The sequence below is a fragment of the Herpetosiphon sp. NSE202 genome (assembly GCF_042688385.1).
In the GTDB taxonomy this organism is placed as follows: Bacteria; Chloroflexota; Chloroflexia; order Chloroflexales; family Herpetosiphonaceae; genus Herpetosiphon.
On record NZ_JBHUPY010000010.1, the window covers coordinates 1 to 21,857 of the forward strand.

A 21,857-nucleotide genomic window follows, 5' to 3' on the forward strand; every position below is an offset into this window, starting at 1 on the left:
GTAATCATGTTTTTGATATAGTCGGCGTGGCCTGGGCAGTCGACGTGGGCATAGTGGCGATTTTCGGTTTCGTACTCGACGTGCGAAATCGAAATCGTAATCCCACGTGCGCGTTCTTCTGGAGCGTTATCGATTTGATCGAAAGCGCGGAATTCAGCGCGACCACGAAGTGCCATGGTTTTGGTGATGGCAGCGGTCAAGGTGGTCTTGCCGTGGTCAACGTGGCCGATCGTCCCAATGTTGATGTGGGGCTTGTTCCGCTCGAACTTTTGCTTAGCCATTGAGTGTTTGTCCTCCTACAATCCCAAAAAGGGGTTTTGTAAGTTTCAATGAAAACGACCCGCACAAAGTGTCGGATCGTTTTCCAGCATAGGTATGGAGCCCTTGACGGAACTCGAATCCGTGACCTCACCCTTACCAAGGGTGTGCTCTACCAACTGAGCTACAAGGGCATTTGTCTTTGACATGGAAAACAAGTTGGTGGGCAGGGAGGGATTCGAACCCCCGTAGGCGAAGCCAGCGGATTTACAGTCCGCCCCATTTGACCGCTCTGGTACCTACCCACTTTTTTGTAAACCTGCCATTTTCTGGCAGCGCGGGTGATTATAGCTGAAGATTGATTACTTGTCAAATTGTAAGGTTCTGGGCAAGTTTTTGAATCCCAGCGCGCCATTGGCTTGGCTCAGTCAAGGCCGAAAGCATAATCCGACAATCATCATTCCAATCGAAAAAGAAGCCAGGATGCACCAACACACCTTGCTCGATTAAGCGCACAACCAAGGCTTCATCGTCATATTCATCGCGCACTTGGAGAAACAGATAGTAGCCGCCTGCTGGCTCGCTCCAGATCAAACGTGGGTGCTCCGCCAAGTGCGCTCGCGCATAATCAATATTGCTGCGCACACGCTCCAGCATCTGAGCAATAAACTCCGGCGCTGTCTGCAATAGATCGGGCAACATGCTCTGAATCAGCGTGCTACAACTCAGAAAGGTGTCGTTGATCAATTCTAAGCGTTCTGCATAAGGCTGCGCCGCGTGGTTCAGCGCAATCCAGCCCAACTTGAGGTCAGGCAAGGCTAAGAGCTTCGAAATCCCATTCAGGTGAAATACAGGCACTTCTGGGTGCAGCACGCCCAAGGGTGGTACGGCTGGCTTGGCAAGCGCAAATGGCGCAAATACTTCATCGCAGATCAACGCAATCCCAAGCTGTTGCAAGGCCGCAATTGGCTCGCTAATAATCGCGCCAGTTGGATTGTGCGGCGAGATCAGCAAAATTGCACGCGTGCGCTCATCTGCTGCCGCTAACAACGAAGCCTGATCAAGCGCCCAATCGTTGGCAGGATCAAGCTCGTAGGTGCGCAACTCAACGTGATGCAAATCGGCCAGATATTCAAACAACGGGTAGGTTACATTCGGGCCAAGAATATTATCGCCTGGCGCGGTCAGCAGCGAAAATAGCAAGCTATAGGCTTCGCTGGTGCTGGCAGTAATAAAAATATCATCAAGCGTCAGCGCCAAGGCTGGGGTGCGTTGCTGATAATAATTGATAATTGCTTGGCGCGCTGGCTCCAAACCTCGTGGATTTGGCTCGTAACGCCGTTGCCGCCAATAGTTGCTGGCTGCATGCTCAAGCACCTCAGGCGGAAAAAGCAAACCTTGCTGGGTTGGATTGCTACTGGTCAGATCAATAAAATGACCCGCCGCAGCGCGGCGAGCCATTTCAATCTGGTTGGGGGTTAAATCTGTATCGTCAAAAACCACAAGCTACATTCCTAAATTGCAATATTCTTTTCGGCGATAATTTTAGCAATGCCATCGCGCAACGAGCCAGCGGTGCGCAGGCCTTCCCACGTGATGCCAAGCGCGACTAAGGTGCTCGCAACATGAGCGCGAATCCCAGTAATCACACATTCAGCGCCAAGCAAACGAATTGCCCGCGCCAACTGAATCAGGTGTTGAGCAGTAGCAGTATCAACCACCGAAACGGCAGTAATATCGAGCAAGACTGTATGCGCTCGCTCTTGCGCTACCCGATTCAACAACAAATCGGTGAGATTTTCGAGGCGTTTGCTTTCGAGGTGGCCAACGATTGGCAGCACCAAAACCCCATCGAGCACAGGAATAACCGGCGTTTCGAGGTCGCGTACCAATTCCAGCAAGCGGGCTTGCTCGGCTGCTTGGCGCTCAACCTGAGCTAAGGTTTTAGCCTGGGCTGCTTGCGATTCCTCAGCAATCCGGCGACGCTCATTGGCCTCATTCAACGATTGACGCAAGGTATTGCTCAAACCAAGCAACAACAGCGCAATCATCACAATCCCGCCACCAATAAAGGCTGGCACCAGCACTTTGGAAATAACCAAATTCAGGTGCAAGTTATTGAGCCATTCTGGCGGAGTTTGTTGCACGCCATTCAAAATCGCAAAAATAATCGTAAAGACCACGCCAATGACTGCTGACCAGGTAATTAATTCGTGGCGATCAGCGGTAACTGCATAAATACTCACCACACTGGTGACCGAAATTGCAATCAAATAGCCATTTTGGAAGAAGAGCGCAATTTCAATTAAGGCAACCATCGAGCTAACCAAGGCAGCCCACAAACGCCATTGCACTGGCTTGTGATTGGTATACCACAAAATCCCGGTCGAACCAATCGATGAGATCGAGAGGATTAGCATTTGAATCCAAGCGTCGTTGCCACTAAAGAAATTGAACAGAAACAGGAAGAAGAGGCTCAGTGCGGTCGAACCATTAACAAAGATCCAAACCAAATGAATCCGATCAAGCAGGGATTTGCGCGCAGGCGATAACTCATTGTCGTCAATGGCGGCGGGAAGTAAACTCATTCTGAACGCCCTTTCTTTAGAATGGTATCTTCTATGTCGTGGGCGGTGAGGGATACCATTGCCACAATTGATAGCACGACAAAACTGAGCAAAGCTAATGGTGCAATGGTTAAGGCTCCTGCATACAGCAAGCCGATTCCTAAAATCAACGTTGCCAAGGCAGCCAAACCAAGCTGTTTCGCAGATGGTAATGATCGTTGCATAGTGAAAAACCCGTTGGGAAAAATGGTTATTCGTGAGTATGACATACTCAGTCAGTTCGTGCAACTAGAAATAACAGGACTATAGGACTTTATTTATGGGTTACCTAGGGATATATGCCACTCAAAGGGGTTGGATTTGCTCCCCCAGATAGTACCAGAGCTACTCATACATTTGGCCCATCAGCATGTTTGGCCTTGCTACCCAAACAAAGGCGGTTTGCTCGCGCACCAGTGCTTTTGCCACGTAGCTATTTGTAATGGTACATTGGATTGGCAATCATGTTCCCTCACCCCCCACCCCCCTCGCCCACTGAACGCGGGCGAGGGGGAGCCGTCGTTTTGTATCACGCATCGCAATAGAACCGCACGATTAAAGCCCCTCGCCCGCGCACGGGAGCGAGGTTGCGGTGAGGGGATCAAGCCGTGGTTAACCGCATGTACCAGTACAGCTATTGGCTAGCATTCTACACCATCAGAATACATATTCTGGCTCGCCGATTGGCCATGAATTGAATTATAATGACAAGGCGGGTGTGCATCGTTGCACAAGCGTGCCACATGTGTAGGAGAACCGAATGCAAGAACAATTAGCTGATTTGAAGGAAAAAATTGGGGTTGCGCAAGATTTATCGTATGCTGGCGCTGTCTTAAATTGGGATCAAAGCACCTATATGCCCAATGGGGGAGCCGAAGCTCGCGGTCGCCAAATGGCAACGCTGAGCCGCTTGGCCCACGAACACGCCACCTCAGCCGAGGTTGGGCGCTTGCTCGATAAGCTCGTGCCTTGGGCCGAGCAGCAAGATCCCGAGTCGGATGATGCAGCTTTAGTGCTCGTCACCAAGCGCGATTACGACCAAGCGGTGCGTGTGCCAAGCGAGTTTATCGCCGAATTGTATTCGCACATCGCCAAAACCTATACCGCTTGGACCCAAGCTCGCCCCAACAACGACTTCGCAGCAGTTGCACCGTTGCTCGAAAAAACCTTGGATCTCAGCCGCCGCTATGCCGAGTTCTTCGGCCCAAGCGAGCACATCGCCGATCCATTAATCGATTTGGCCGACCAAGGCATGACGGTCGCCAAGATTCGGGAGATTTTTGGCCCTTTGCGCGAACAACTCGTGCCCTTGGTCAAAACCATCACCGAGCAACCAGCCGCCGACGATAGCTGCTTGTTGCAACACTATCCAGAAGCCGAGCAATTGGCCTTTGGCGAGAGCTTGATCCGCGAAATTGGCTACGATTTCGAACGCGGTCGCCAAGATAAAACCCATCACCCATTTATGACCAAGTTCTCGATTGGCGACGTGCGGATTACCACCCGTTTCCGTGACAACGACCTGAGCGATGGCTTGTTCAGCACGATTCACGAAACTGGCCACGCGGTCTATGAGTTGGGCGTAAACCCAGCCTATGAAAACACGCCATTAGCCAGCGGCGCATCGGCGGGCACGCACGAATCGCAATCGCGCTTGTGGGAAAATGTGGTTGGTCGCAGCCGCGCCTTCTGGCAATACGCCTATCCCAAGGCCCAAGCTGCCTTCCCAAGCCAACTTGGCAACGTCGATCTCGAAACTTTCTATCGCGCAATCAACAAAGTGCAACGCTCGTTGGTGCGCACCGATTCCGATGAAGTGACCTATAACTTGCACGTCATGATTCGCTTCGATTTGGAATTGGCCTTGCTCGAAGGCAAATTAGCAATTCGCGATTTGCCCGAAGCCTGGCACGAACGCTATCGCAGCGATTTGGGCATTACTGCGCCAGATGATCGTGATGGCGTGCTGCAAGATGTACACTGGTATGGTGGGATTATTGGTGGCTCGTTCCAAGGCTACACCTTGGGCAACATTCTCAGTGCGCAAATTTTCGATGCCGCTGTAAAGGCCAACCCCAGTATTCCAACCGAAATTAGCCAAGGCCAATTTGCCAATCTACACAACTGGTTGAAAGCCAACATGTATGTGTATGGCCGCAAATACAGCGTTCCAACCTTGATCCGCAAAGTAACTGGCCAAGACCTCAGCATCGAGCCATACATCCGCTATCTGCGCACCAAATACGGCGAGCTTTATTCGTTGTAAAATAGCTTTCCACACAGGAAACCGTTGTCGGGGTTGGTTTGTAGAAGACCAACCCCGTTTGTGAATTGTTCATGGGTGATTGCATGGATCGGTTGCTTTGGTTTCGCAAACCGCGTTTGCTCAATCTTTTGGCTGGTTGGCGTGATCTCACAGCCCTCGTCGCACTCCGCGCTAGTATTCTTGCCACCACGACCCACCTTGCTGATTATGCTGATGGTGTTGCTGATCAGGCCGAAAGTGTGGCCTATGAGTATGATTATTTGCTGGGTGAATTGCAGCAAATTAGCGATGCCCAGACGCTCGAACGCGCCCATTACTACATCGATCGCTTGAGCCGCAGCATTGCCACAGTTCGCACCACCGCCATCAACGATATTAATCTCAATCGGTGGAAGGAATACGACGATATTAACACCGATAGCTTGTGGATGATCGATCGCCGCGATGGCTCAGGCGTGCATTCGGCAGGCTATTGGGGCAATTTTGTGCCGCAAATTCCCAATCAGTTGATGCGGCGTTATACCAAACAAGGCGATTGGGTGCTTGATACCTTTGCTGGCTCGGGCACGACGCTGATCGAAGGCCAGCGACTTGGGCGCAATGTGCTTGGGGTCGAATTGCAAGAACATATGGTTGAATACGCCAACCAAGCAGTTGATCGCGAGCCAAATCCAGCGGCAATTATTGCGCGTTCGGTGCATGGCGATTGCACCACAATCAATTGGCAAGCACTTTTAGCTGATTATGGTCAGCGCCATGTGCAGCTGGCAATTATGCACCCGCCCTATTTCGATATTATTAATTTCAGCGATGACGAGCGCGATTTATCCAACGCGCCCTCGGTCGATGATTTTCTGGCCCAAATGGCGGCGGCGGTTGCGCGAGTCGTGCCTGTGTTGCAACGGGGTCGGCATCTGGCGGTGATTATCGGCGATAAATATATGCATGGCGAGTGGGTTGCGCTCGGTTTTCGCACCATGGAAGTAGTGCAGCAACAAGGCTTTCAACTCAAAAGCATCATCGTCAAAAACTTTGAAGAAACGACCGGCAAGCGCCACCAGAAAGAGCTGTGGCGCTACCGAGCCTTGGTTGGCGGCTTCTACATCTTCAAGCACGAGTATATTTTTCTGTTTCGTAAAAAGTAAGCGCAGGATCAAAAGAGCATAGAGCATAGAACATAGAGCATAAAGCACAAGGATCAAATCCAAATTATTGTTAACCACGAAGAACACGAAGAGCACGAAGGATATAGATATTGACATTGCTTAGCGTTCTTCGCGCTCTTCGCGGTTAAAATTCTACTCCTCACCTTTGCGCCAATAGCGGGAGCCAGTACCATCGCGCTCAAACAGTTTCACATCGATCAAATAACGGCGTAGGTTGGCCACATCGCTGCCAGTGTGCTGCTTGAGCAGTTCGTTAACTTCACGCTCACTATATTCACGCCCAAGCTCAAATTGCCCAGCCAAATACTCCAACACGGGAATCCGATCGCTATGTTTGCTTGGCCAAGTAACCATACGCCCCTCGCGATTGAAAAAGCGTTGAATGCTGCTGGGCACAGCTGATTCTGCTTGATCTGGGCTGGTTTGGGCTTGGCTGGACTGAGCGAGTGCTTGCTCAAACGCCGCAAAAGTGGCCCCAAGTTGGCTCGTAACCAAGCGATAGCTTTTGGTTGCGCCACCTGATCGCCGTTCGTGCACAAAGCCAGCGTTACGCAGAATGTTCAAATGGCGCGAAACGCTCGATTGGGGCAATTGAGTTTGGCTAATAATCGCTTGAGCTGGCAATTCGCCCTGCGCCAATAGCTCCATAATTTGAATCCGGGCTGCATCGGCCAAGGCTTGTAGCCGAAACAAAAGCTCGTTGCGGCTCACCACCCGAGGCTGAAGCTCGTTGCTGCTGCCAAAACCAATGCCAACCCACAAACAATTTGAATCAACCAAAAAGGTCGTGAGGCTAGCATTTTGGGTTGCAGCAAACAGCCGAATTTGGCGTTGCCCTTGTAATTGCTGCCAAGCTTGATTGACTGCATAGCCCAAGTTTTGGCGAAACCCATTGAGCGCAGCTTGGTCGGGAATTTGGCTTTGAAGCTGATGTTTGAGCTGGCTGATTGCAGTTTGGGCTTGTTGCCATTCGCTTTGCAGCCAAGTTTGCCACATATGCGCAAGATGCTGAAAAACCCGCGCCAACAATTCGGCGGGCTGTTGCATCGCCGCTAACAAGGCTTGTTGGGTTGCCAACTCGCTATAAATACCAGCATTGCGCAAGCCCTGCCACAGCCGTTCGCTGCTGAGCGAGCCTTGATTGCCAGCAAGTTCGAGAATCTGGTGTTGCAGCTGCGCAACCCATGCAGCAGGCTCGGCGTTGTGTAATTCGCTCAAATAAGCATCCATCGTTTGGCTCGGATCTGCGGGCAATAAGCCAAAACTGAGGCTGGCGACCAACTGATTATCGGCCAATTCTTGGGCGCTGAGGGCTTGGGCTGTGCGTTGAACCCACGCCGTCGCACCGCGCAAACTGCTTGTTTGATTAAGCAATTGCAGCGTGTTAAGGCTATCGGCAACTGCCGATATTTGAAATTGCATCATATTCTCACTTATTTATTCAATAATTGGATAATTGAATAATAAAATAATCCAGCGAGCAGCAAATCAGCCTTCGGAGGGATGTTGTTGCACAGCCAAGCGTGCTACTACTTGTACTGGTACATCAGGTTAACCACCGCCTGATCCCCTCACCCCAACCCCTCTCCCACGGAGCGGGAGAGGGGCTTTAAACTCGTGGTTCTCCCGCACTGCGTGGTGAAAAGGGATGCTCCCCCTCGCCCGCGTTTTCGTGGGAGAGGGAGCTGGGGGGTGAGGGGACACGGTTGCTAATTCCAATGAACCAGTACAACTACTTGATAGCAAAGATTCAGCATGCGAGGTAGTTACAATGGGACTAGACCCTATCATTCAATCATTTCTGCGTGATCCACGGGTTTATCAAGCGTTTCTCGACGCAGGTTGGTATCCTGAACGCGAGTTTGATCTTACCCAGTGGCAACAGCAATACCTTGAATATGGCTATGTTTGGCATCCAATTGTTGAAACTGTGCTACGTTCATTCGGTGGTTTAACCGTTCATCCACCAACCATAACACCTCGCGTTTATGCGCCTTCAGCGATTCTGTTTGACCCTGGTTTTGTTGATTTTGACATTAGCCACGAACACTTGCAGCCCTATGAGGACTTGCTTCAGAAGGCGCTTTGGATCATTGGCGACGTAGGCGAAATGAGCGCACTATGTATTGATGAGGATGCTGGAATCTACACGCTGAATGCAATACATTTTCTTTACGAAGGTTCCATGTACACCGATGCTGCTGACGCATTAATCTTGGCAATTCGTTATCCAAAACTGTTGCGTGGACGGGTATGGTGGCAGCCAAATGGCGTTGATGGCGCAATGGCACCTGGAGCGATTGAACAAGCAGCAATCGTAGCTGCTCATAATGGTACACAAAACTCAACTCACTAATAAACTATGATATTGAATCAATTCGATAGGCGTGCTATAGTGCTCGTGGAGGCCAATTATGACTGGAATAATTGAATTAATTGCCCAAACTACTGGCTGTTGCACGCCTGCCAGCGCTGGAATAAACGAAAGTGAAGCAGAGGCTATCAGTGCCGATTTTCAGGTGTTTGCGCATCCGGTGCGGGTACAATTGCTGACCTTGCTCACCAGATCAAGTGAGGATGTCTGTGTTTGCGATCTTGAGGCAGCGGTTGCGGTCAAGCAGCCAACTGTCTCGTATCATCTCAAGTTGTTGCGTGAAGCTGGCTTGGTGAGCTATGAACGGCGTGGCCCGTGGGCCTATTATCGAGTTGAACGCGAACACCTCGCTAGCCTCAAAGCCCGCATCAACAGCCACTTGGATGGCTGGAATCGCTAGCTGCGGCTAGCTTTTTTATATCTTTTGGATTGAAATTTTTCAATAGGATACGGTATGCAGCTTGTAGCGATCAGCAACGAGGATTATCCAACGCTGGAAGCGTTATTACGCGCAGTTGATTTAGGCAACGAAGGCTTGGCCATGGCTCAAGCGTATGGTTGCTGGCAAAATGGCAATTTGCTGGCTTGTGGAGCATTAGAGGTCTATGGCGAAGTTGGCTTGTTGCGCTCAGTCGCAGTTACGCCAGATCACCAAAACCAAGGCTTAGGTGCGGTATTGCTCGTAGCCTTGGAGCAACAGGCCCAACAGCAAGGCTTGCAAACCCTCTATCTGCTTACAACTAGCGCTGCCAAGTTTTTTGCCGCCCACGGCTACCAGCCAATCGAACGCAGCGAGGCTGATGAGCGCTTGCATGCTTCAGTCCAGTGGGGCGCGATCTGTAGCAGTGCCAGCTTGATGGTCAAGCAGTTCGTGTAGCAGCTTCATGGAGAGCACTTGGGGAATTGGAACGGAATAAGGCGCATTGGCAAACAACGCGCCTTGATTGATTTACTGGCGGGCTGCCGCTTTTTGGTCGGCAATGCTTGGCAGGCTTTGTTCTTCGTCCTCGCGGTTCATCCACTTGAAAAAGGCGATGGTAATCGCAAGAATAAAGATTGAGCCGCCTGGAATCCACATAATTAAGGCCCCAATTTGCTGATCAGCGATGGCGCTGATGCCCCAAATCCGTGGCGCTAGCTCGTAGGTTGGGTACAATACACTATCTGCAAAGGTGATCAACGCGCCCAAAATCGTTGGGATAATTGAATTCACAAAGTAGTAGAGCATTTGCACCGGATACGATGAGCGTAATTCTGGCAAGGGAATCAGCGATGGTGCCCAGAGCAAAATTGCGCTGCCCATCATCATTTGGTGTTCGAGAATGTGGACTAACTCGTTGCGCAGAGCCAAATCGTAAAATTGGGGAAAGTGCCAGCCATTGAAGGAAATGTTGAAAGCGCTAAATGCGACGATTGGATTCACCGCAAAGCGCACAATGCTATAAACCCATGGCAACTGCACCAAAGGCCGTAGCAACCACTCAGGAATGCCAATTAACAGCATGGGAGCGCAAAACATGGTCAAAATCATATGTTGAACCATGTGCATCGTAAACAGATAGCGATCTGCCCACAGCCCAATTGGCGACATAATCGATAAACCTAAGGCCAACAAGCCGCTTAAGAAGGCAACAGCCTTCCCAACTGGGAAAGCTGCTGGCCCACCGAGGCGCTTGCGACCTGGGCCAACGGCCCAGAGATAGCCAACCGTTGCGGCGATTAAGCCCAAAAGCAGCGGCCAATCAAGCGTCCATTCGTTCATTTGTTTACCATAACTCTGGCTGGAACAGGGCAAAGAAGCCAAGCATCATCAACAACACACACACAATTGGGAAGACAAATAGCGTCCCAAACATGCGGCGATCGCCTTTAAGGTGCATATAGAACATCATCACAATTGCACCCTTGATCGTCATCAAACCAAGCAATAGCGCGACTTCGACTTGCTTAACCACAATTTCAGCTTTATTGATGATTGGAATCGCAATTTCAATCCCAGTCATTACCAACAAGACAAAGAAGATAATCACATACAACTTAGCGTGGCTGTGATGCGCTTCGTGTTCGATTGAGGCGTGTTCATCATGACCGTGGGCCATTATGTACTCCTTGGATAAATAATGGTTAGATCAGATAGATTACGGTAAAGATCAAGACCCACACCAAGTCGACAAAGTGCCAATACAAACCGCCAAGCTCGACGGCCATATAATTGCCAGCATTGTAGCGCTCAGGGTGGCGAATTGCTGAGACCAGTAATGATACTAGCCAAACAACCCCAACCGCAACGTGGGTTCCGTGGAAGCCCGTTACAAAGAAGAAGGTCGAGCCAAACATCATATTTTTGATCGTCACACCTTCGTGGACAATGTGATAGAACTCGTACACCTGACCACCCAAGAAGATCACACCACATGCGATGGTGGCCCCCAACCAGAAGCGGAAACGCTTTTGATTGTTGGTTTTAACTCCATCAAGTGCTAACACCATGGTCAAGCTACTGGTCAACAAAATGAAGGCCAGAATCGAGGTCAGGACATTATCGCCAAACAAAGCCCGAACGCCAGTAACATCAAGGTTGGCTTTGCTTGATGATGGTGCAACGACCCCACGCATTGAGAGGTGGGTTACGACCAAGGCTCCGAAGAAAAATACTTCCGAGCCAAGGAACGTCCACATGCCAAGCTTGCGTAAATCGAGGCCGCGCCCAGGATCATTTTTATCAATATCGCGCACGACTGCCTGTGCCATAGGTTCTCCCAGATAACTAAGCCCTGCGCCAATGGAACATCGGCGCAGGGCAATTTAGCTTACAGCACCGGATCTTGGGCAATTTCGCCGACCCAGCGATTCATGCCGACAAAGGCAATTGCCAAGGCCACCAAGATAATTGGAATCCCAATCAATGGGGCAGAGGCGAGATTGAGCATGCCATAGGCGAGCACAAACAAGCCAAACGAGAAGATGATTGGGGCATATGACGGTGGTGGCAAGTGGGGATGAAAATCGTAATTGATCGTCATGCCACGGCCTTCGCCGCTATATTTGTTGTCCCACAAGGGGCGACGGCTATGCACAATGTATTCCACATCGAAGTTGTGGGCTGGAGGTGGCGAGGTCGTCGCCCATTCCAGAGTTGCTGCATCCCATGGGTCGTTGCCCGCAGGAGCGCCCTTGCGCAAGCTGATGATAAAGTTGACGATAAAGACCAAGGTTGCAAGGGCAATACAAAATGACCCAATCGTTGAGAGCAAGTTGTAGAAATCCCAACCTTGGTTTTGTTGATACGTCCAGACCCGGCGCGGCATACCTTGCAACCCAAGCATATGCTGTGGGAAGAAGGTCAAGTTAAAGCCGAGCAGCAGAATCCAGAAGTGCCATTTGCCAATCCGTTCACTCATCATCTTGCCTGTGATTTTGGGGAACCAATAATAAGCAGCCCCAAACAAGGCAAAGACAGCGCCACCGAACAGCACATAGTGGAAGTGTGCAACCACAAAGTAGCTATCGGTCACTTGCAAGTCGAATGGAGCGGCTGCCAACGAAACCCCGGAAATCCCGCCGATCACAAACATGGCGATAAAGCCAAGACTGAACAGCATCGGAGTTTTGAAGCGCAACTCACCGCGCCACAAGGTTGCCAGCCAGTTGAAGATTTTGACCCCGGTCGGAACCGAAATCAGCATCGACGCGGCGGCAAAGAAGGTGTCGGCAATTACGCCCAAGTTGGTGGCAAACATGTGGTGTGCCCACACAGTAAAGCCCAAGACACCGATTGCAACGCCTGAGTAGGCCACAAACTCGTAGCCGAAAATTGGCTTACGTGAGAAGACTGGCAACATTTCTGAAACCACGCCGAAGGCGGGCAGAATCATAATGTACACTTCAGGGTGACCGAAGAACCAGAACAAGTGTTGCCACAAGAGTGGGTCGCCACCAGCAGCAGGCAAGAAGAAGTTGGTGCCAAAGTTGCGATCGAAGAACAGCAACGTGATCCCAACCGTGATGCTAGGCAGGGCGAAAATCAATAAGAATGAAGTAACGAAGCTCATCCAGACGAACAATGGCATCCGATTAAAGCGCATGCCTGGTGCTCGTAGCCTGATGATTGTTACGATGATATTGACCGAGCCAGCTAGCGAGGAAACCCCCAACAGCTGCAAGCCCAAGACCCAATAATCCATCCCTCGGGTGACCGAGTAGGTGGTTGAGGTCAATGGAGCATAGGCAAACCAGCCAGCATCGGGAGCGCCGCCACCGAAGACAAAGCTGGAATACATGACGATCCCGCCGAACAGCAAGAGCCAATAGCTCATGGCGTTCATGCGCGGGTAGGCCATATCGCCTGCGCCAATCATCAGCGGCACGAAGTAGTTCATAAACCCAGCGTTAACTGGCATAATCGCCATAAACACCATGGTTGTGCCGTGCATCGTAAAGACTTGGTTATAGGCTTCTGGAGTCAGAATCGCATTTTGCGATGAACCAAGTTGCAAACGAATGAGCAATGCCTCAAGCCCGCCGATTACAAAGAACAAAAAGGCAGTCACTGCATACATGATGCCAATTTTTTTGTGGTCGACGGTGGTGATCCATTCCAACCAACCCCGCCGTTGTTTGGCTGGGGCGTGGTGGAGGGTACTTACGTCAGTAGCCATGCGGCCCTCCTACTGCTGACCTTTAACACTGGTGCCTGGATTGAGGCTTTCCAGATAATCGACCAACTCATTAATTTCGGCTTCGGTCAGGGTATCGGCCTTGATGGCGGTGGTCATAATGTTGCCACGCTTGACTGCATCAGGGTCGTCTAACCATGCATAAAGATGTTCGCGGGTATTATCGACGGTGCCAGCGGCAATCGTCATCCGGCCACCAAAGTGGGTTAAATCGGGGCCGGTAATCCCAGCGGAGTTGGTGCCACGTACCACGTGACAACCAATACAATTTTTGGTAAACGATTCAGGCAAGGTGGTGTTAACCGCCACTTGGCTTTGCTCGGTTGACCATTTTTGGAAGTCGGCAGGGCTGGCCACAACGACCCGCATTTTCATGTAGGCATGTTGGCCGCCACAGTATTCGGCGCATTGGCCCCAGAATACGCCAGGCGCACCATCGGCCACATCATCGGCCTTGAACCACAAGCCGCTTTCGCGATTGGGCATCACGTCGCGCTTACCTGCAAGCCCAGGAATCCAGAAGTCGTGGATTACGTCAACTGAGGTCATTTTAACGTCGATATAGCTTCCTGAAGGAATCCATAACTCGTTAGCAGTAACCAACGGCTTACCGCTCGCATCCTTAATATCAGGATACTGGAATTCCCACCACCACTGATGGCCAATAACCTTGACATTCAAGGTATTACCGGCAGCTTCGTCTGGCATAAACTCGATTTTGCGAATCGTGTCGAAGGTAAAGACGAAAATAACAATCGCGATAATTGCTGGCACGATTGTCCAAGCAATTTCAACCTTCGTATTGCCATGAATCTGTGTGGGAACCTGCGAACTATCCTTTTGTCGATACTTGATGATCGAAACGATCAACCAGGTTTGTACGATCAAAAAGACCACAACGCCCAACCAAAACAACAATTCCGAGAGATTGTAAATTGCGCGGGTGCTCTCGCTTGCTGGGTTCAGGGTCGTTTGAGGGGTCTTTTGACCGCACGCTGCCAGTACAACGCTTCCAAGCAACAGGGTTGCCGTAGGGCGCAGCAGAGCCTTGGCAGGCGAACGATTGGGCATCCATGCCTCCTTGCTAAGACCGTGTTCTCCAAATCGTGGTTGGCACCGCGAACATCCGCCACCAAGCCGAACGATTGGCCTTTCCACTACTACTAAATCAGAGTCAACTCCACTCAAACCGCCCACGCGCAATCTCGTGGTGGCATGAACTTGGAGTTGGGGGAGTTACTGGTTCGCTATCACCCCAATTGTACACTGTTATCAAAAAGTCTCAAGTTGACATATGGATAGGTACAGGGCTGCGATTTGGTCGCTAACTGGGATAGTATCAAATCTTGCTAGCGCTGTCTAAATATTTTGCGCGCAATTTTTGGCCCAATTGTGGCCACTAGCACCCATAACCACGAGATGTGGCTATAGGCTATGGGCTTTTGGCTATTGATTTTTGCTCTTTCATCCCTCATCTCTCATCCTTCATCCTTTTCGTTGGCCACAGATTCACACAGATTTTTAGGATTATGTTCGTGCCAGCCCAAAACCAATAGCCCATAACCCTCCTTTTCTCTGCGCCTCTGCGTTAAAAATGTCATCCACGAAGCATACAAAGCACAATGTTTCGCCACGAATTCCACGAATTCCATGAATTAAGTTCCGATAGCCCATAGCCTTATAATTTTTGATTTTTGATTTTTGATTTTTGCCTTTTGCCTTTTGGCTTCATCCTTCATCCTTCATCCTTCGGTTCCTCTGCGCCTCTGCGTTAAAAATGCCATCCTCATCCCTATTTTGACTTTTGATTTTTGCCTTCTGCCTTTTGTCTTTTGCCTTCTGCCTTTTGTCTTTTGCCTTCTGACTTTTGCCTTTCTCCTCCCTTCCGTCCCTCCGCTGGAGGGAAACGCCGGGGGTTTTCATCCCCCAGCACCCCCTAATATTTATCTGCTGGATTGTGAGTATGGTTCTATTCCCCCTTCGCGATCTTCGTGCCCTTCGCGGTTCCGTCCCCAACCCTTGTTCTACAAATACCGATTGGTTAGCCACTGGTGTTTTTGACTTTTGACTTTTGACTTCTGCCTTAACCCGTTAAACTACGGTTAAAAATAGTACCTTGGCACTAGCTTACTAGCTCTTGAAGTTCTACGAGCTTGCATCTATCATTCAGGCATAATTCGTTACTACCGAGCTTGATATTTTTCCAGCGCAGAATGAGGTTTGTCATGACAAACGCTGTTTTATCGTTGCCTGTTTTTCATGCAACCGAAGGGCTTGGCGCATTTCTGGGCGATTTGCGTTCATGGGTTTTTCGCTCAAAAAATCGGGCTGCCCGCCATTTTGGGCTGGCGCATACCACGATCATGCGCTATGAAAATGATCAAATTTTGTGCCCACTGGGCTATATCGCCGCTCTCGCGCAACTGGTGATCGATCAGTTGGATTTACCGCCCTACCAGCGTGGCTTGGCTGAACAGCAGTTGTTGGCAACGATTCAGTTTGCCCTCAACGAATATGCAATTGATTTCACACCGCTGGCAACGTGGCAGGCTTTACAACAGCTGGCCAACGCCTATCTGGCCGAGGTGCAGCAGCAAAAGCAGGAGCAAGCCAAAACTGGGCCGTTAATGGGGGTTTTGCACGATTGGGGCGATGCGCCCGATGTGCAGAATTTTGTTGGGCGCGAGGATGAAACTGCAACCTTGGTGAAGTGGCTGCAACTTGATCGCTGCCGCTTGGTGGCAATTATTGGGCTGGGCGGCATGGGCAAAACCAGCCTTGCAACCAAGGTTGCCCAACAAGCCCAAGATGATTTTAAAGTGATTGTTTGGCGTTCGCTGCAGCAAGGCCAACAGGCGAATGATTTTCTGTTGGAATGCTTACATCGGATTATTCCTAGCCCCAATTCGGCCTATCCGGTGCAATTTGAGCAGCGATTAAGTGTCTTGATTGATTATTTGCGCACCACTCGCTGCCTGTTGATTCTCGATAATATTGAGGCAATTTTGCAGCCCAATTATCCTGCTGGGCGCTATCGCGAGGGCTACGAGCAATATGCCCAACTGTTTCAAGCAATCAGCGAGCGCGCTCACGAAAGCTGTTTGATTGTGACCAGCCGCGAAAAACCCTATGAGTTCAATCGGCTCGAAGGTGTACACACCCGCTCAATGGTGCTCACTGGCTTGATCCGCGATGATGCCCAAATGTTGCTCGACAATCAGGATTTGTATGGCACGCCGCAACTTTGGCAAGAACTAATCAAGCATTACACGGGCAATCCGCTGGCCTTAAAATTGGTTGCCCAAGTGATCAAAACCATGTTTTTTGGCCAAATTGCCGAGTTTTTGCAGCACGAAGAGCTGATTTTTGGCGATGTGCGCACAATCTTAGCCCAGCAGTTCGAGCGTTTATCCGACCAAGAACAGGAATTATTGTATTGGCTAGCAATCGAACGCCACACCGTCAAATTGGCTGAACTCAAGCACGATTTGGTGCGCTCGAAATATCAACATATGCTGCTCGAAACCCTTGAATCGTTGCTGCGCCGCTCGCTGGTGGAGCGCCACCAAGATGGCTTTATGCTACACAATGTGGTGCTCGAATACACCACCGACCGCTTGATCGACCAGATTGCCCAAGAATTGCTTGATGGAACCCAAGGTTTGCTCTATCGCCACGCGCTGATTAAAGCCAATAGCCTCGATAGCATTCGCGAGCATCAAAGTCGGGCCATTTTGCGGCCCTTGCTGCACCGAATTTTTGTTGAGCTTGGCCAAGAACGCTTGTTGACAACGCTGCGCCAATTGCTGCAAACCATGCAAGCCTTGAGTGCCTTGGAAATGGGCTACGCGCCAGGCAATATTTTTAATTTATTGGTTGAACTCAAGGCCGATCTTAGCCAATTTGATTTTCGGCATAAACCGCTGTGGCACGCCAATCTGCGCGGCCTCACTCCCAAACAGCTCGATTTGAGCTATAGCGACCTTTCGCGCACGGTGTTTAGCGAGCAATTTGGCCCATTGATCGCCCTCGCCCGCGATCCTGCTGATCGGTTTTTGGCCGTTGCTACCGCCGATGATGAGTTAATCGTTTGGCACAGCTTGGATCTGCGCAAGCTTTGGCACCTACCAAGCAACCACGATGGCGTGCGCACGCTGAGTTTTAGCAGCGATAGCCGCTTTCTCATTAGCGCTGGCAACGATGGCATAATTCGCTTGTGGGAAGCGAGCCAAGGCCACAATCCACGCATGTTCGTTGGCCACACCCAGCCAGTGATTGGCGTGGTGGTTGCGCCGCGATCGCAACGGCTGATGAGCGCCAGCAGCGATGGTGAGTTGCGGGTGTGGGATCGGCTGAGTGGCAAATGTTTGCAAACGATCAATGCGCATAGTGGCGGCATCAGCAGCATTCAATTGAGCGCCGATGACCAACTTTTGGCAACCGCAGGGCTTGATCGCCAAATCAAGCTTTGGCATGGCCAGCATTTGCGCTATCAAAGCACGTTAACGACTCATCACGAGCCAATTCAGCTGTTGGCCTTCAGCCCTGATACTACAATTTTAGCGGGCACTGGGCTTGATGGCGATGTGTATCTGTGGGATCTGCAGGATAATCAGTTAATCACCAGCCTCGCCAACGAAGATCGCGTCTTCGATTTGCAATTTAGCCCTGATGGAGCCAATTTGGCCACTGCTGGCATCGATCAATGTATTCGAGTTTGGCAAGTCCAAACCGCCCATTTGACCCATATGTTGTATGGGCATCAGCATTGGGTACGGGCGTTGCGCTACAGTCGCGATGGTTCGCGGCTCTATTCGGTGAGCAGCGATCAAAGCCTGCGCATTTGGGAGCAAGCTAGCGGACGCTTAATTCATACGCTACAAGGCTATCGCGGCGGTGTTCGTAGCCTCGCATTAAGCCCAAATAACGATTTATTGTTTAGTTCCAGCGAAGCGCAAGCTGTCGCATTATGGCAACTAGCGGAGCCATATTATCGGCTCAATTTACCACCAGAAACCATTAATGGGCGTGAATTAGCCTATCATCAAGCCAGCCACAGCCTAGCGCTGAGCAAAGAGCAGCTGATTCAAATTTGGGATTGTCAACGTCTGCAATTGACCACAATCTTAACTGGCCATCACGGTTTAATTCGGGCGCTTAGTTTTCGGCCTGACGGCAGTATGCTCGCCAGTTGTAGCGAAGATCATACGGTGCATATTTGGTCACTACCCCATGGCCACATTAGCCATGTTTTTGATTGCCACGATGATTTGGTAACAACCCTTGAGTGGAGCCACAATGGCAATTTGTTGGCGACCGGCAGCGCCGACCATACCATTCGCATTTGGGGCGTTAACGAACATAGTTGTGTTGGCTTGTTGGCAGGCCATAGCGCCAGCATCATCAGCCTGAGCTTTAGCCCCGACCAACGCCAGCTTGTCAGTGCGGCAGCAGACCAACAGGTACGAATTTGGGATCTCAGCACAGAACAGTATGGGATTCTGGCCTTGCATAAACTAGGTATGATCAAGAAAGTACAGTGGTCGGCAGATGGACGCTGGATTGTGATTACAGCTGGTTCGTTGGCCTTGATTTGGGATTGGCAGAAGCGCCAAATAGTCCAGCGTTTTGAGCATCTGGCAGCCTTGGATAGTGCGTATCTGAGCGCCGATAGTCACCTGTTAATCACTGGCGATCAGCAAGGCACAATTACCATTTGGGATTTGGCCACCGGCAAGTTGCGCAAACGGCTGCATGGCGATCATCCGTATCAAGGCCTCAGCATCAAGCAAGCAACTGGCCTCAATCCAGCAGAGCAAGCGAGTTTGCTCAATTTAGGCGCGGCGATTAAGTAGTTGTCCCCTCACCCCCCAGCCCCCTCTCCCACTGGACGCGGGAGAGGGGGAGTACCCGTTTTTACCAAGGAATTGCCGCAGAACCACAGGATTATAGCCCCTCGCCCGCCGCGTGGGCGAGGGGTTGGGGTGAGGGGTTCTTACAACCTACCCTTGTACGCTCTCCCACTGGACGCGGGAGAGGGGGAGCACCCGTTTTTACCGCAGAGTGAAGCATAACCACGGCATGAAAGCCCCTCGCCCGCCGCGTGGGAGAGGGGTTGGGGTGAGGGGTTCTTACAACCAGGGCATGTTCTGGTACAATCGGCGACGTTGCAAAAAATGAATCTGATTCATGAAAGGAACGGTCAATGCCGAATTATCTCTATGATCTCGAAGCCCAAGAGCTAGCCAACGGCGATTGGGCTTTGCTGATTCATTGCGAGGCGGCGTATGCCCAGCTTGTGAACATTGCGACCCCAAACTTCACTATCGAACGGCGCTTTGATGCGACTGGCTATGCGTCGGTGACGATTCCGCGCCAGCTTTTTCATGGCATCAAGGCTTGCGATTTAGAGATTCAGATTCAGCCGAAAAGCCAGTTGTGACGGTTTTTGTCACATGCTCAGGCTATACTTGGCTTACGTTAACGACCTCTATGAATCGATCAGATCAACATAATAACGCTTGCGATTAAGCTTAAATGTAGTATAATTAGCACAGATGTTTCATCACAGACACAGTACGTTTGAACGAGTAGAAAGCTTTGGTGATAGCCATGAATAATCGCGCAATTGCCCAAATTCTGTTTAATATTGCCACGCTGCTGAAGCGCCAAAACGCCAATCCCTATCGAGTGCGGCGCTATGGCGAAGTTGCGCGGGCAATTCTCCGCCTGCGGCATTCACTCTCCGAACGCGCCTTAGCAGGCAAGCCGTTAGGTCTCAACAAACTTGGGGCCAGCCTCACCCGCAAGATCACCGTGCTTGCAGCCCAAGGCCAACTAGATTTCTACGAAGATCTGTGTGCCTTGCTGCCACCCAGCCAACAACGCTTGCTCAAAATTGCTGGCATTGGGCCAATTTTGGCCGAACGCATCAGCCAAGAACTGGGCGAGATTGAGCTTTCGGCCTTGTTGCGCGAAGCAGCCTACCAACGTCTAACGGCAATTTGGGGCGTAGGCCCGCAACGCGCCGACCTGATTGTTTCGAACATGTTTCCCGACGATCCACCACCACCAGCCAATGCAGCTCACAGCGCTCGCAGCAGCAACATCATCTATACCCAACCAACCTTATGGGAGTATGGGCAAAAAGCCGCCTAGGAGGATGCATGACCCGAACTGCCACCCAAGCCGAACAGCCAGCCCAAGAAGAATGGCTGCTCGACGAGGCAAGTTTGCTTGATGCAAGCCTGCTTGACGAACCAGATGAGGATTTGCCCGAAGTTGATGCCAGTTTGCAGGGCGGGTTCAAAGCTAAATTGCAATTCGCCCCGCGACCCTATCAAACCGAGGCTGTCGCTGCTTGGACGGCTAACGAAGGGCGTGGGGTGATTGTGCTACCAACTGGCGCAGGCAAGACAATCACCGCGATGTTGGCAATTGCCAAGTTAGGCCTACGCACCCTGATTGTCGTACCAACAATTGAATTGCTCTATCAATGGCGCGACACCGTGATCCAAACCTTGGCGCTCGATCCCAAATTTGTGGGTGTAGTTGGCGATGGCCAGCGCGAATGGCGGCCAATCACCGTCATCACCTATGCTTCGGCGGCCATGCCCGATGCGCCGCTTGAGAATTTGGGCTTGCTGATTTGTGATGAAGTGCATCATTTGCCTTCACCTGCCTATAGCACGATTGCCTTGCGCAGCCGCACACCCTATCGCTTGGGCTTAACTGCCACGCCCGAACGCAGCGATGGCTCACATTCAGCACTCGACCGCTTGGTCGGCAAGGTCGTCTATCGGCGTGCACCAAACGACTTGGCCGAAGAAGGCCATATTGCCAAGTTCCGCGAAAAACGCATTTTGGTCGATCTGACTGCCGATGAATTGGTGCGCTACGAAACATTGATGACCACATGGCGCTGGTTTTTAGCCAAACATCGGCATAAATTGGCCAGCGGCGGCGATTTCTTTGGCGAATTGATTCGGCGCTCTGGTAGCGATCCGCAAGCGCGGAATGCACTGCAAGCGCAGCATCAAGCGCGTATGATTGCGCTCAACGCCGAGAAAAAGCTTGAGCATGTTGGCCAATTGCTCAGCCAGCATCCCAACGATAAAGTCATTATCTTTTCTGAATACAACGCCTTGGTCAACACCATCAGCCGTCAGTTTGCCATCCCCAGCATTACCTATCGCACGGCAGCCGACGAACGTAAGGCAATTTTGGATGGCTTTCGCTCAGGCCGATACTCCAAATTGGTCACTGGACGCGTGCTCAACGAGGGCGTTGATGTACCCGATGCTAACGTGGCGATTGTGGTCAGCGGCTCAGCCACTGCCCGCGAATATATTCAGCGTTTGGGGCGGGTATTGCGCAAAAAGCCCGATGAAGCCTTGCTCTACGAGTTGGTTACCCGCAACACCAGCGAAGTTCAAACCGCGCGCCGCCGCAAAAAAGCCGTGGCCGCGCATAATCAGCAGAGCAATAGTTAAGGATGAAGGATGAATTATG

At 51.0% G+C, this 21,857-nt stretch carries 19 protein-coding genes and 2 tRNA genes; 9 read left to right on the forward strand and 12 right to left on the reverse strand.

Going from position 1 to position 21,857, the window contains the following annotated elements:
* From ACFMKP_RS12215 to ACFMKP_RS12240, 6 genes are all read right to left on the reverse strand, one after another.
* Positions 1-281 (reverse strand): GTP-binding protein (locus tag ACFMKP_RS12215; protein WP_382292178.1); only part of this gene is annotated, 281 nt, incomplete at its 3' end.
* A 95-nt stretch (positions 282-376) separates the two neighbouring features.
* A tRNA-Thr gene (locus ACFMKP_RS12220) sits at positions 377-452 on the reverse strand.
* 26 nt (positions 453-478) lie between these two features.
* Positions 479-563: transfer RNA gene (locus tag ACFMKP_RS12225), tRNA-Tyr, on the reverse strand.
* Positions 564-627: 64 nt separating this feature from the next.
* On the reverse strand, positions 628-1,761 hold the full coding sequence (locus tag ACFMKP_RS12230; protein ID WP_382292180.1) for a pyridoxal phosphate-dependent aminotransferase: 1,134 nt from the start codon (positions 1,759-1,761) through the stop codon (positions 628-630).
* An 11-nt stretch (positions 1,762-1,772) separates the two neighbouring features.
* Complete coding sequence (locus tag ACFMKP_RS12235; RefSeq protein WP_382292182.1) at positions 1,773-2,846, reverse strand: STAS domain-containing protein; 1,074 nt, start codon at positions 2,844-2,846, stop codon at positions 1,773-1,775.
* Entirely contained in the window at positions 2,843-3,049 is a 207-nt protein-coding gene (locus ACFMKP_RS12240) for a hypothetical protein (protein WP_054536720.1), read from the reverse strand. Before ACFMKP_RS12240 ends, ACFMKP_RS12235 begins: the two co-directional genes overlap by 4 nt.
* A gap of 575 nt (positions 3,050-3,624) precedes the next feature.
* Here ACFMKP_RS12240 and ACFMKP_RS12245 point away from each other — a divergent pair.
* Positions 3,625-5,130 (forward strand): carboxypeptidase M32, encoded by a 1,506-nt coding sequence (locus ACFMKP_RS12245; RefSeq protein WP_382292184.1) that lies wholly within the window; start codon positions 3,625-3,627, stop codon positions 5,128-5,130.
* A gap of 83 nt (positions 5,131-5,213) precedes the next feature.
* Entirely contained in the window at positions 5,214-6,275 is a 1,062-nt protein-coding gene (locus tag ACFMKP_RS12250; RefSeq protein ID WP_382292186.1) for a TRM11 family SAM-dependent methyltransferase, read from the forward strand.
* 153 nt (positions 6,276-6,428) lie between these two features.
* Here the strand turns inward: ACFMKP_RS12250 and ACFMKP_RS12255 are convergent, their stop codons facing one another.
* Complete coding sequence (locus tag ACFMKP_RS12255) at positions 6,429-7,721, reverse strand: metalloregulator ArsR/SmtB family transcription factor (RefSeq protein WP_382292188.1); 1,293 nt, start codon at positions 7,719-7,721, stop codon at positions 6,429-6,431.
* A gap of 346 nt (positions 7,722-8,067) precedes the next feature.
* Between ACFMKP_RS12255 and ACFMKP_RS12260 the strand changes: the two genes are divergently transcribed.
* From ACFMKP_RS12260 to ACFMKP_RS12270, 3 genes are read left to right on the forward strand one after another with little or no spacing between them, the layout of a single operon-like run.
* Positions 8,068-8,652, forward strand: coding sequence for an SUKH-3 domain-containing protein (locus tag ACFMKP_RS12260; RefSeq protein ID WP_382292190.1), 585 nt, complete (start codon positions 8,068-8,070; stop codon positions 8,650-8,652).
* A gap of 58 nt (positions 8,653-8,710) precedes the next feature.
* Positions 8,711-9,070 carry an ArsR/SmtB family transcription factor gene (locus ACFMKP_RS12265; RefSeq protein WP_382292192.1) on the forward strand — a complete coding sequence of 120 codons (360 nt, stop codon included), beginning with the start codon at positions 8,711-8,713 and terminating at the stop codon, positions 9,068-9,070.
* A gap of 54 nt (positions 9,071-9,124) precedes the next feature.
* Positions 9,125-9,547 (forward strand): GNAT family N-acetyltransferase, encoded by a 423-nt coding sequence (locus ACFMKP_RS12270; protein ID WP_382292194.1) that lies wholly within the window; start codon positions 9,125-9,127, stop codon positions 9,545-9,547.
* 72 nt (positions 9,548-9,619) lie between these two features.
* Here the strand turns inward: ACFMKP_RS12270 and ACFMKP_RS12275 are convergent, their stop codons facing one another.
* From ACFMKP_RS12275 to coxB, 5 genes are read right to left on the reverse strand one after another with little or no spacing between them, the layout of a single operon-like run.
* A complete protein-coding gene (locus ACFMKP_RS12275; protein ID WP_382292196.1) occupies positions 9,620-10,432 on the reverse strand; it encodes a cytochrome c oxidase assembly protein in 813 nt (270 codons plus the stop codon).
* A gap of 4 nt (positions 10,433-10,436) precedes the next feature.
* Positions 10,437-10,769, reverse strand: a complete 333-nt coding sequence (locus ACFMKP_RS12280) for a cytochrome C oxidase subunit IV family protein (RefSeq protein WP_382292198.1) — start codon at positions 10,767-10,769, stop codon at positions 10,437-10,439.
* A gap of 25 nt (positions 10,770-10,794) precedes the next feature.
* Entirely contained in the window at positions 10,795-11,421 is a 627-nt protein-coding gene (locus tag ACFMKP_RS12285; protein ID WP_382292200.1) for a heme-copper oxidase subunit III, read from the reverse strand.
* Between the two features lie 59 nt (positions 11,422-11,480).
* Positions 11,481-13,328 (reverse strand): cytochrome c oxidase subunit I, encoded by a 1,848-nt coding sequence (gene ctaD / locus ACFMKP_RS12290; RefSeq protein WP_382292202.1) that lies wholly within the window; start codon positions 13,326-13,328, stop codon positions 11,481-11,483.
* Between the two features lie 9 nt (positions 13,329-13,337).
* Positions 13,338-14,417: a cytochrome c oxidase subunit II gene (gene coxB, locus ACFMKP_RS12295; protein ID WP_110515792.1), complete on the reverse strand. Its 1,080-nt coding sequence runs from the start codon at positions 14,415-14,417 to the stop codon at positions 13,338-13,340.
* A gap of 1,154 nt (positions 14,418-15,571) precedes the next feature.
* Here coxB and ACFMKP_RS12300 point away from each other — a divergent pair.
* From ACFMKP_RS12300 to ACFMKP_RS12315, 4 genes are all read left to right on the forward strand, one after another.
* On the forward strand, positions 15,572-19,201 hold the full coding sequence (locus ACFMKP_RS12300; RefSeq protein WP_382292205.1) for an NB-ARC domain-containing protein: 3,630 nt from the start codon (positions 15,572-15,574) through the stop codon (positions 19,199-19,201).
* Positions 19,202-19,551: 350 nt separating this feature from the next.
* A complete protein-coding gene (locus ACFMKP_RS12305; RefSeq protein ID WP_382292207.1) occupies positions 19,552-19,788 on the forward strand; it encodes a hypothetical protein in 237 nt (78 codons plus the stop codon).
* Positions 19,789-19,958: 170 nt separating this feature from the next.
* Positions 19,959-20,504 (forward strand): helix-hairpin-helix domain-containing protein, encoded by a 546-nt coding sequence (locus tag ACFMKP_RS12310; RefSeq protein WP_382292209.1) that lies wholly within the window; start codon positions 19,959-19,961, stop codon positions 20,502-20,504.
* An 8-nt stretch (positions 20,505-20,512) separates the two neighbouring features.
* Positions 20,513-21,838 carry a DEAD/DEAH box helicase gene (locus ACFMKP_RS12315; protein WP_204753712.1) on the forward strand — a complete coding sequence of 442 codons (1,326 nt, stop codon included), beginning with the start codon at positions 20,513-20,515 and terminating at the stop codon, positions 21,836-21,838.
* Positions 21,839-21,857: the final 19 nt, after the last annotated feature.

Bases quoted from the DNA above. Each gene is read 5' to 3' on its own strand.
- ACFMKP_RS12300 (WP_382292205.1), top strand. From the start codon at position 15,572: ATGACAAACGCTGTTTTATCGTTGCCTGTTTTTCATGCAACCGAAGGG.
- ACFMKP_RS12315 (WP_204753712.1), top strand. From the start codon at position 20,513: ATGACCCGAACTGCCACCCAAGCCGAACAGCCAGCCCAAGAAGAATGG.
- ACFMKP_RS12310 (WP_382292209.1), top strand. From the start codon at position 19,959: ATGAATAATCGCGCAATTGCCCAAATTCTGTTTAATATTGCCACGCTG.
- coxB (WP_110515792.1), bottom strand. From the start codon at position 14,417: ATGCCCAATCGTTCGCCTGCCAAGGCTCTGCTGCGCCCTACGGCAACC.
- ACFMKP_RS12280 (WP_382292198.1), bottom strand. From the start codon at position 10,769: ATGGCCCACGGTCATGATGAACACGCCTCAATCGAACACGAAGCGCAT.
- ctaD (WP_382292202.1), bottom strand. From the start codon at position 13,328: ATGGCTACTGACGTAAGTACCCTCCACCACGCCCCAGCCAAACAACGG.
- ACFMKP_RS12255 (WP_382292188.1), bottom strand. From the start codon at position 7,721: ATGATGCAATTTCAAATATCGGCAGTTGCCGATAGCCTTAACACGCTG.
- ACFMKP_RS12235 (WP_382292182.1), bottom strand. From the start codon at position 2,846: ATGAGTTTACTTCCCGCCGCCATTGACGACAATGAGTTATCGCCTGCG.
- ACFMKP_RS12240 (WP_054536720.1), bottom strand. From the start codon at position 3,049: ATGCAACGATCATTACCATCTGCGAAACAGCTTGGTTTGGCTGCCTTG.
- ACFMKP_RS12305 (WP_382292207.1), top strand. From the start codon at position 19,552: ATGCCGAATTATCTCTATGATCTCGAAGCCCAAGAGCTAGCCAACGGC.
- ACFMKP_RS12260 (WP_382292190.1), top strand. From the start codon at position 8,068: ATGGGACTAGACCCTATCATTCAATCATTTCTGCGTGATCCACGGGTT.
- ACFMKP_RS12285 (WP_382292200.1), bottom strand. From the start codon at position 11,421: ATGGCACAGGCAGTCGTGCGCGATATTGATAAAAATGATCCTGGGCGC.
- ACFMKP_RS12270 (WP_382292194.1), top strand. From the start codon at position 9,125: ATGCAGCTTGTAGCGATCAGCAACGAGGATTATCCAACGCTGGAAGCG.
- ACFMKP_RS12265 (WP_382292192.1), top strand. From the start codon at position 8,711: ATGACTGGAATAATTGAATTAATTGCCCAAACTACTGGCTGTTGCACG.
- ACFMKP_RS12250 (WP_382292186.1), top strand. From the start codon at position 5,214: ATGGATCGGTTGCTTTGGTTTCGCAAACCGCGTTTGCTCAATCTTTTG.
- ACFMKP_RS12245 (WP_382292184.1), top strand. From the start codon at position 3,625: ATGCAAGAACAATTAGCTGATTTGAAGGAAAAAATTGGGGTTGCGCAA.
- ACFMKP_RS12275 (WP_382292196.1), bottom strand. From the start codon at position 10,432: ATGAACGAATGGACGCTTGATTGGCCGCTGCTTTTGGGCTTAATCGCC.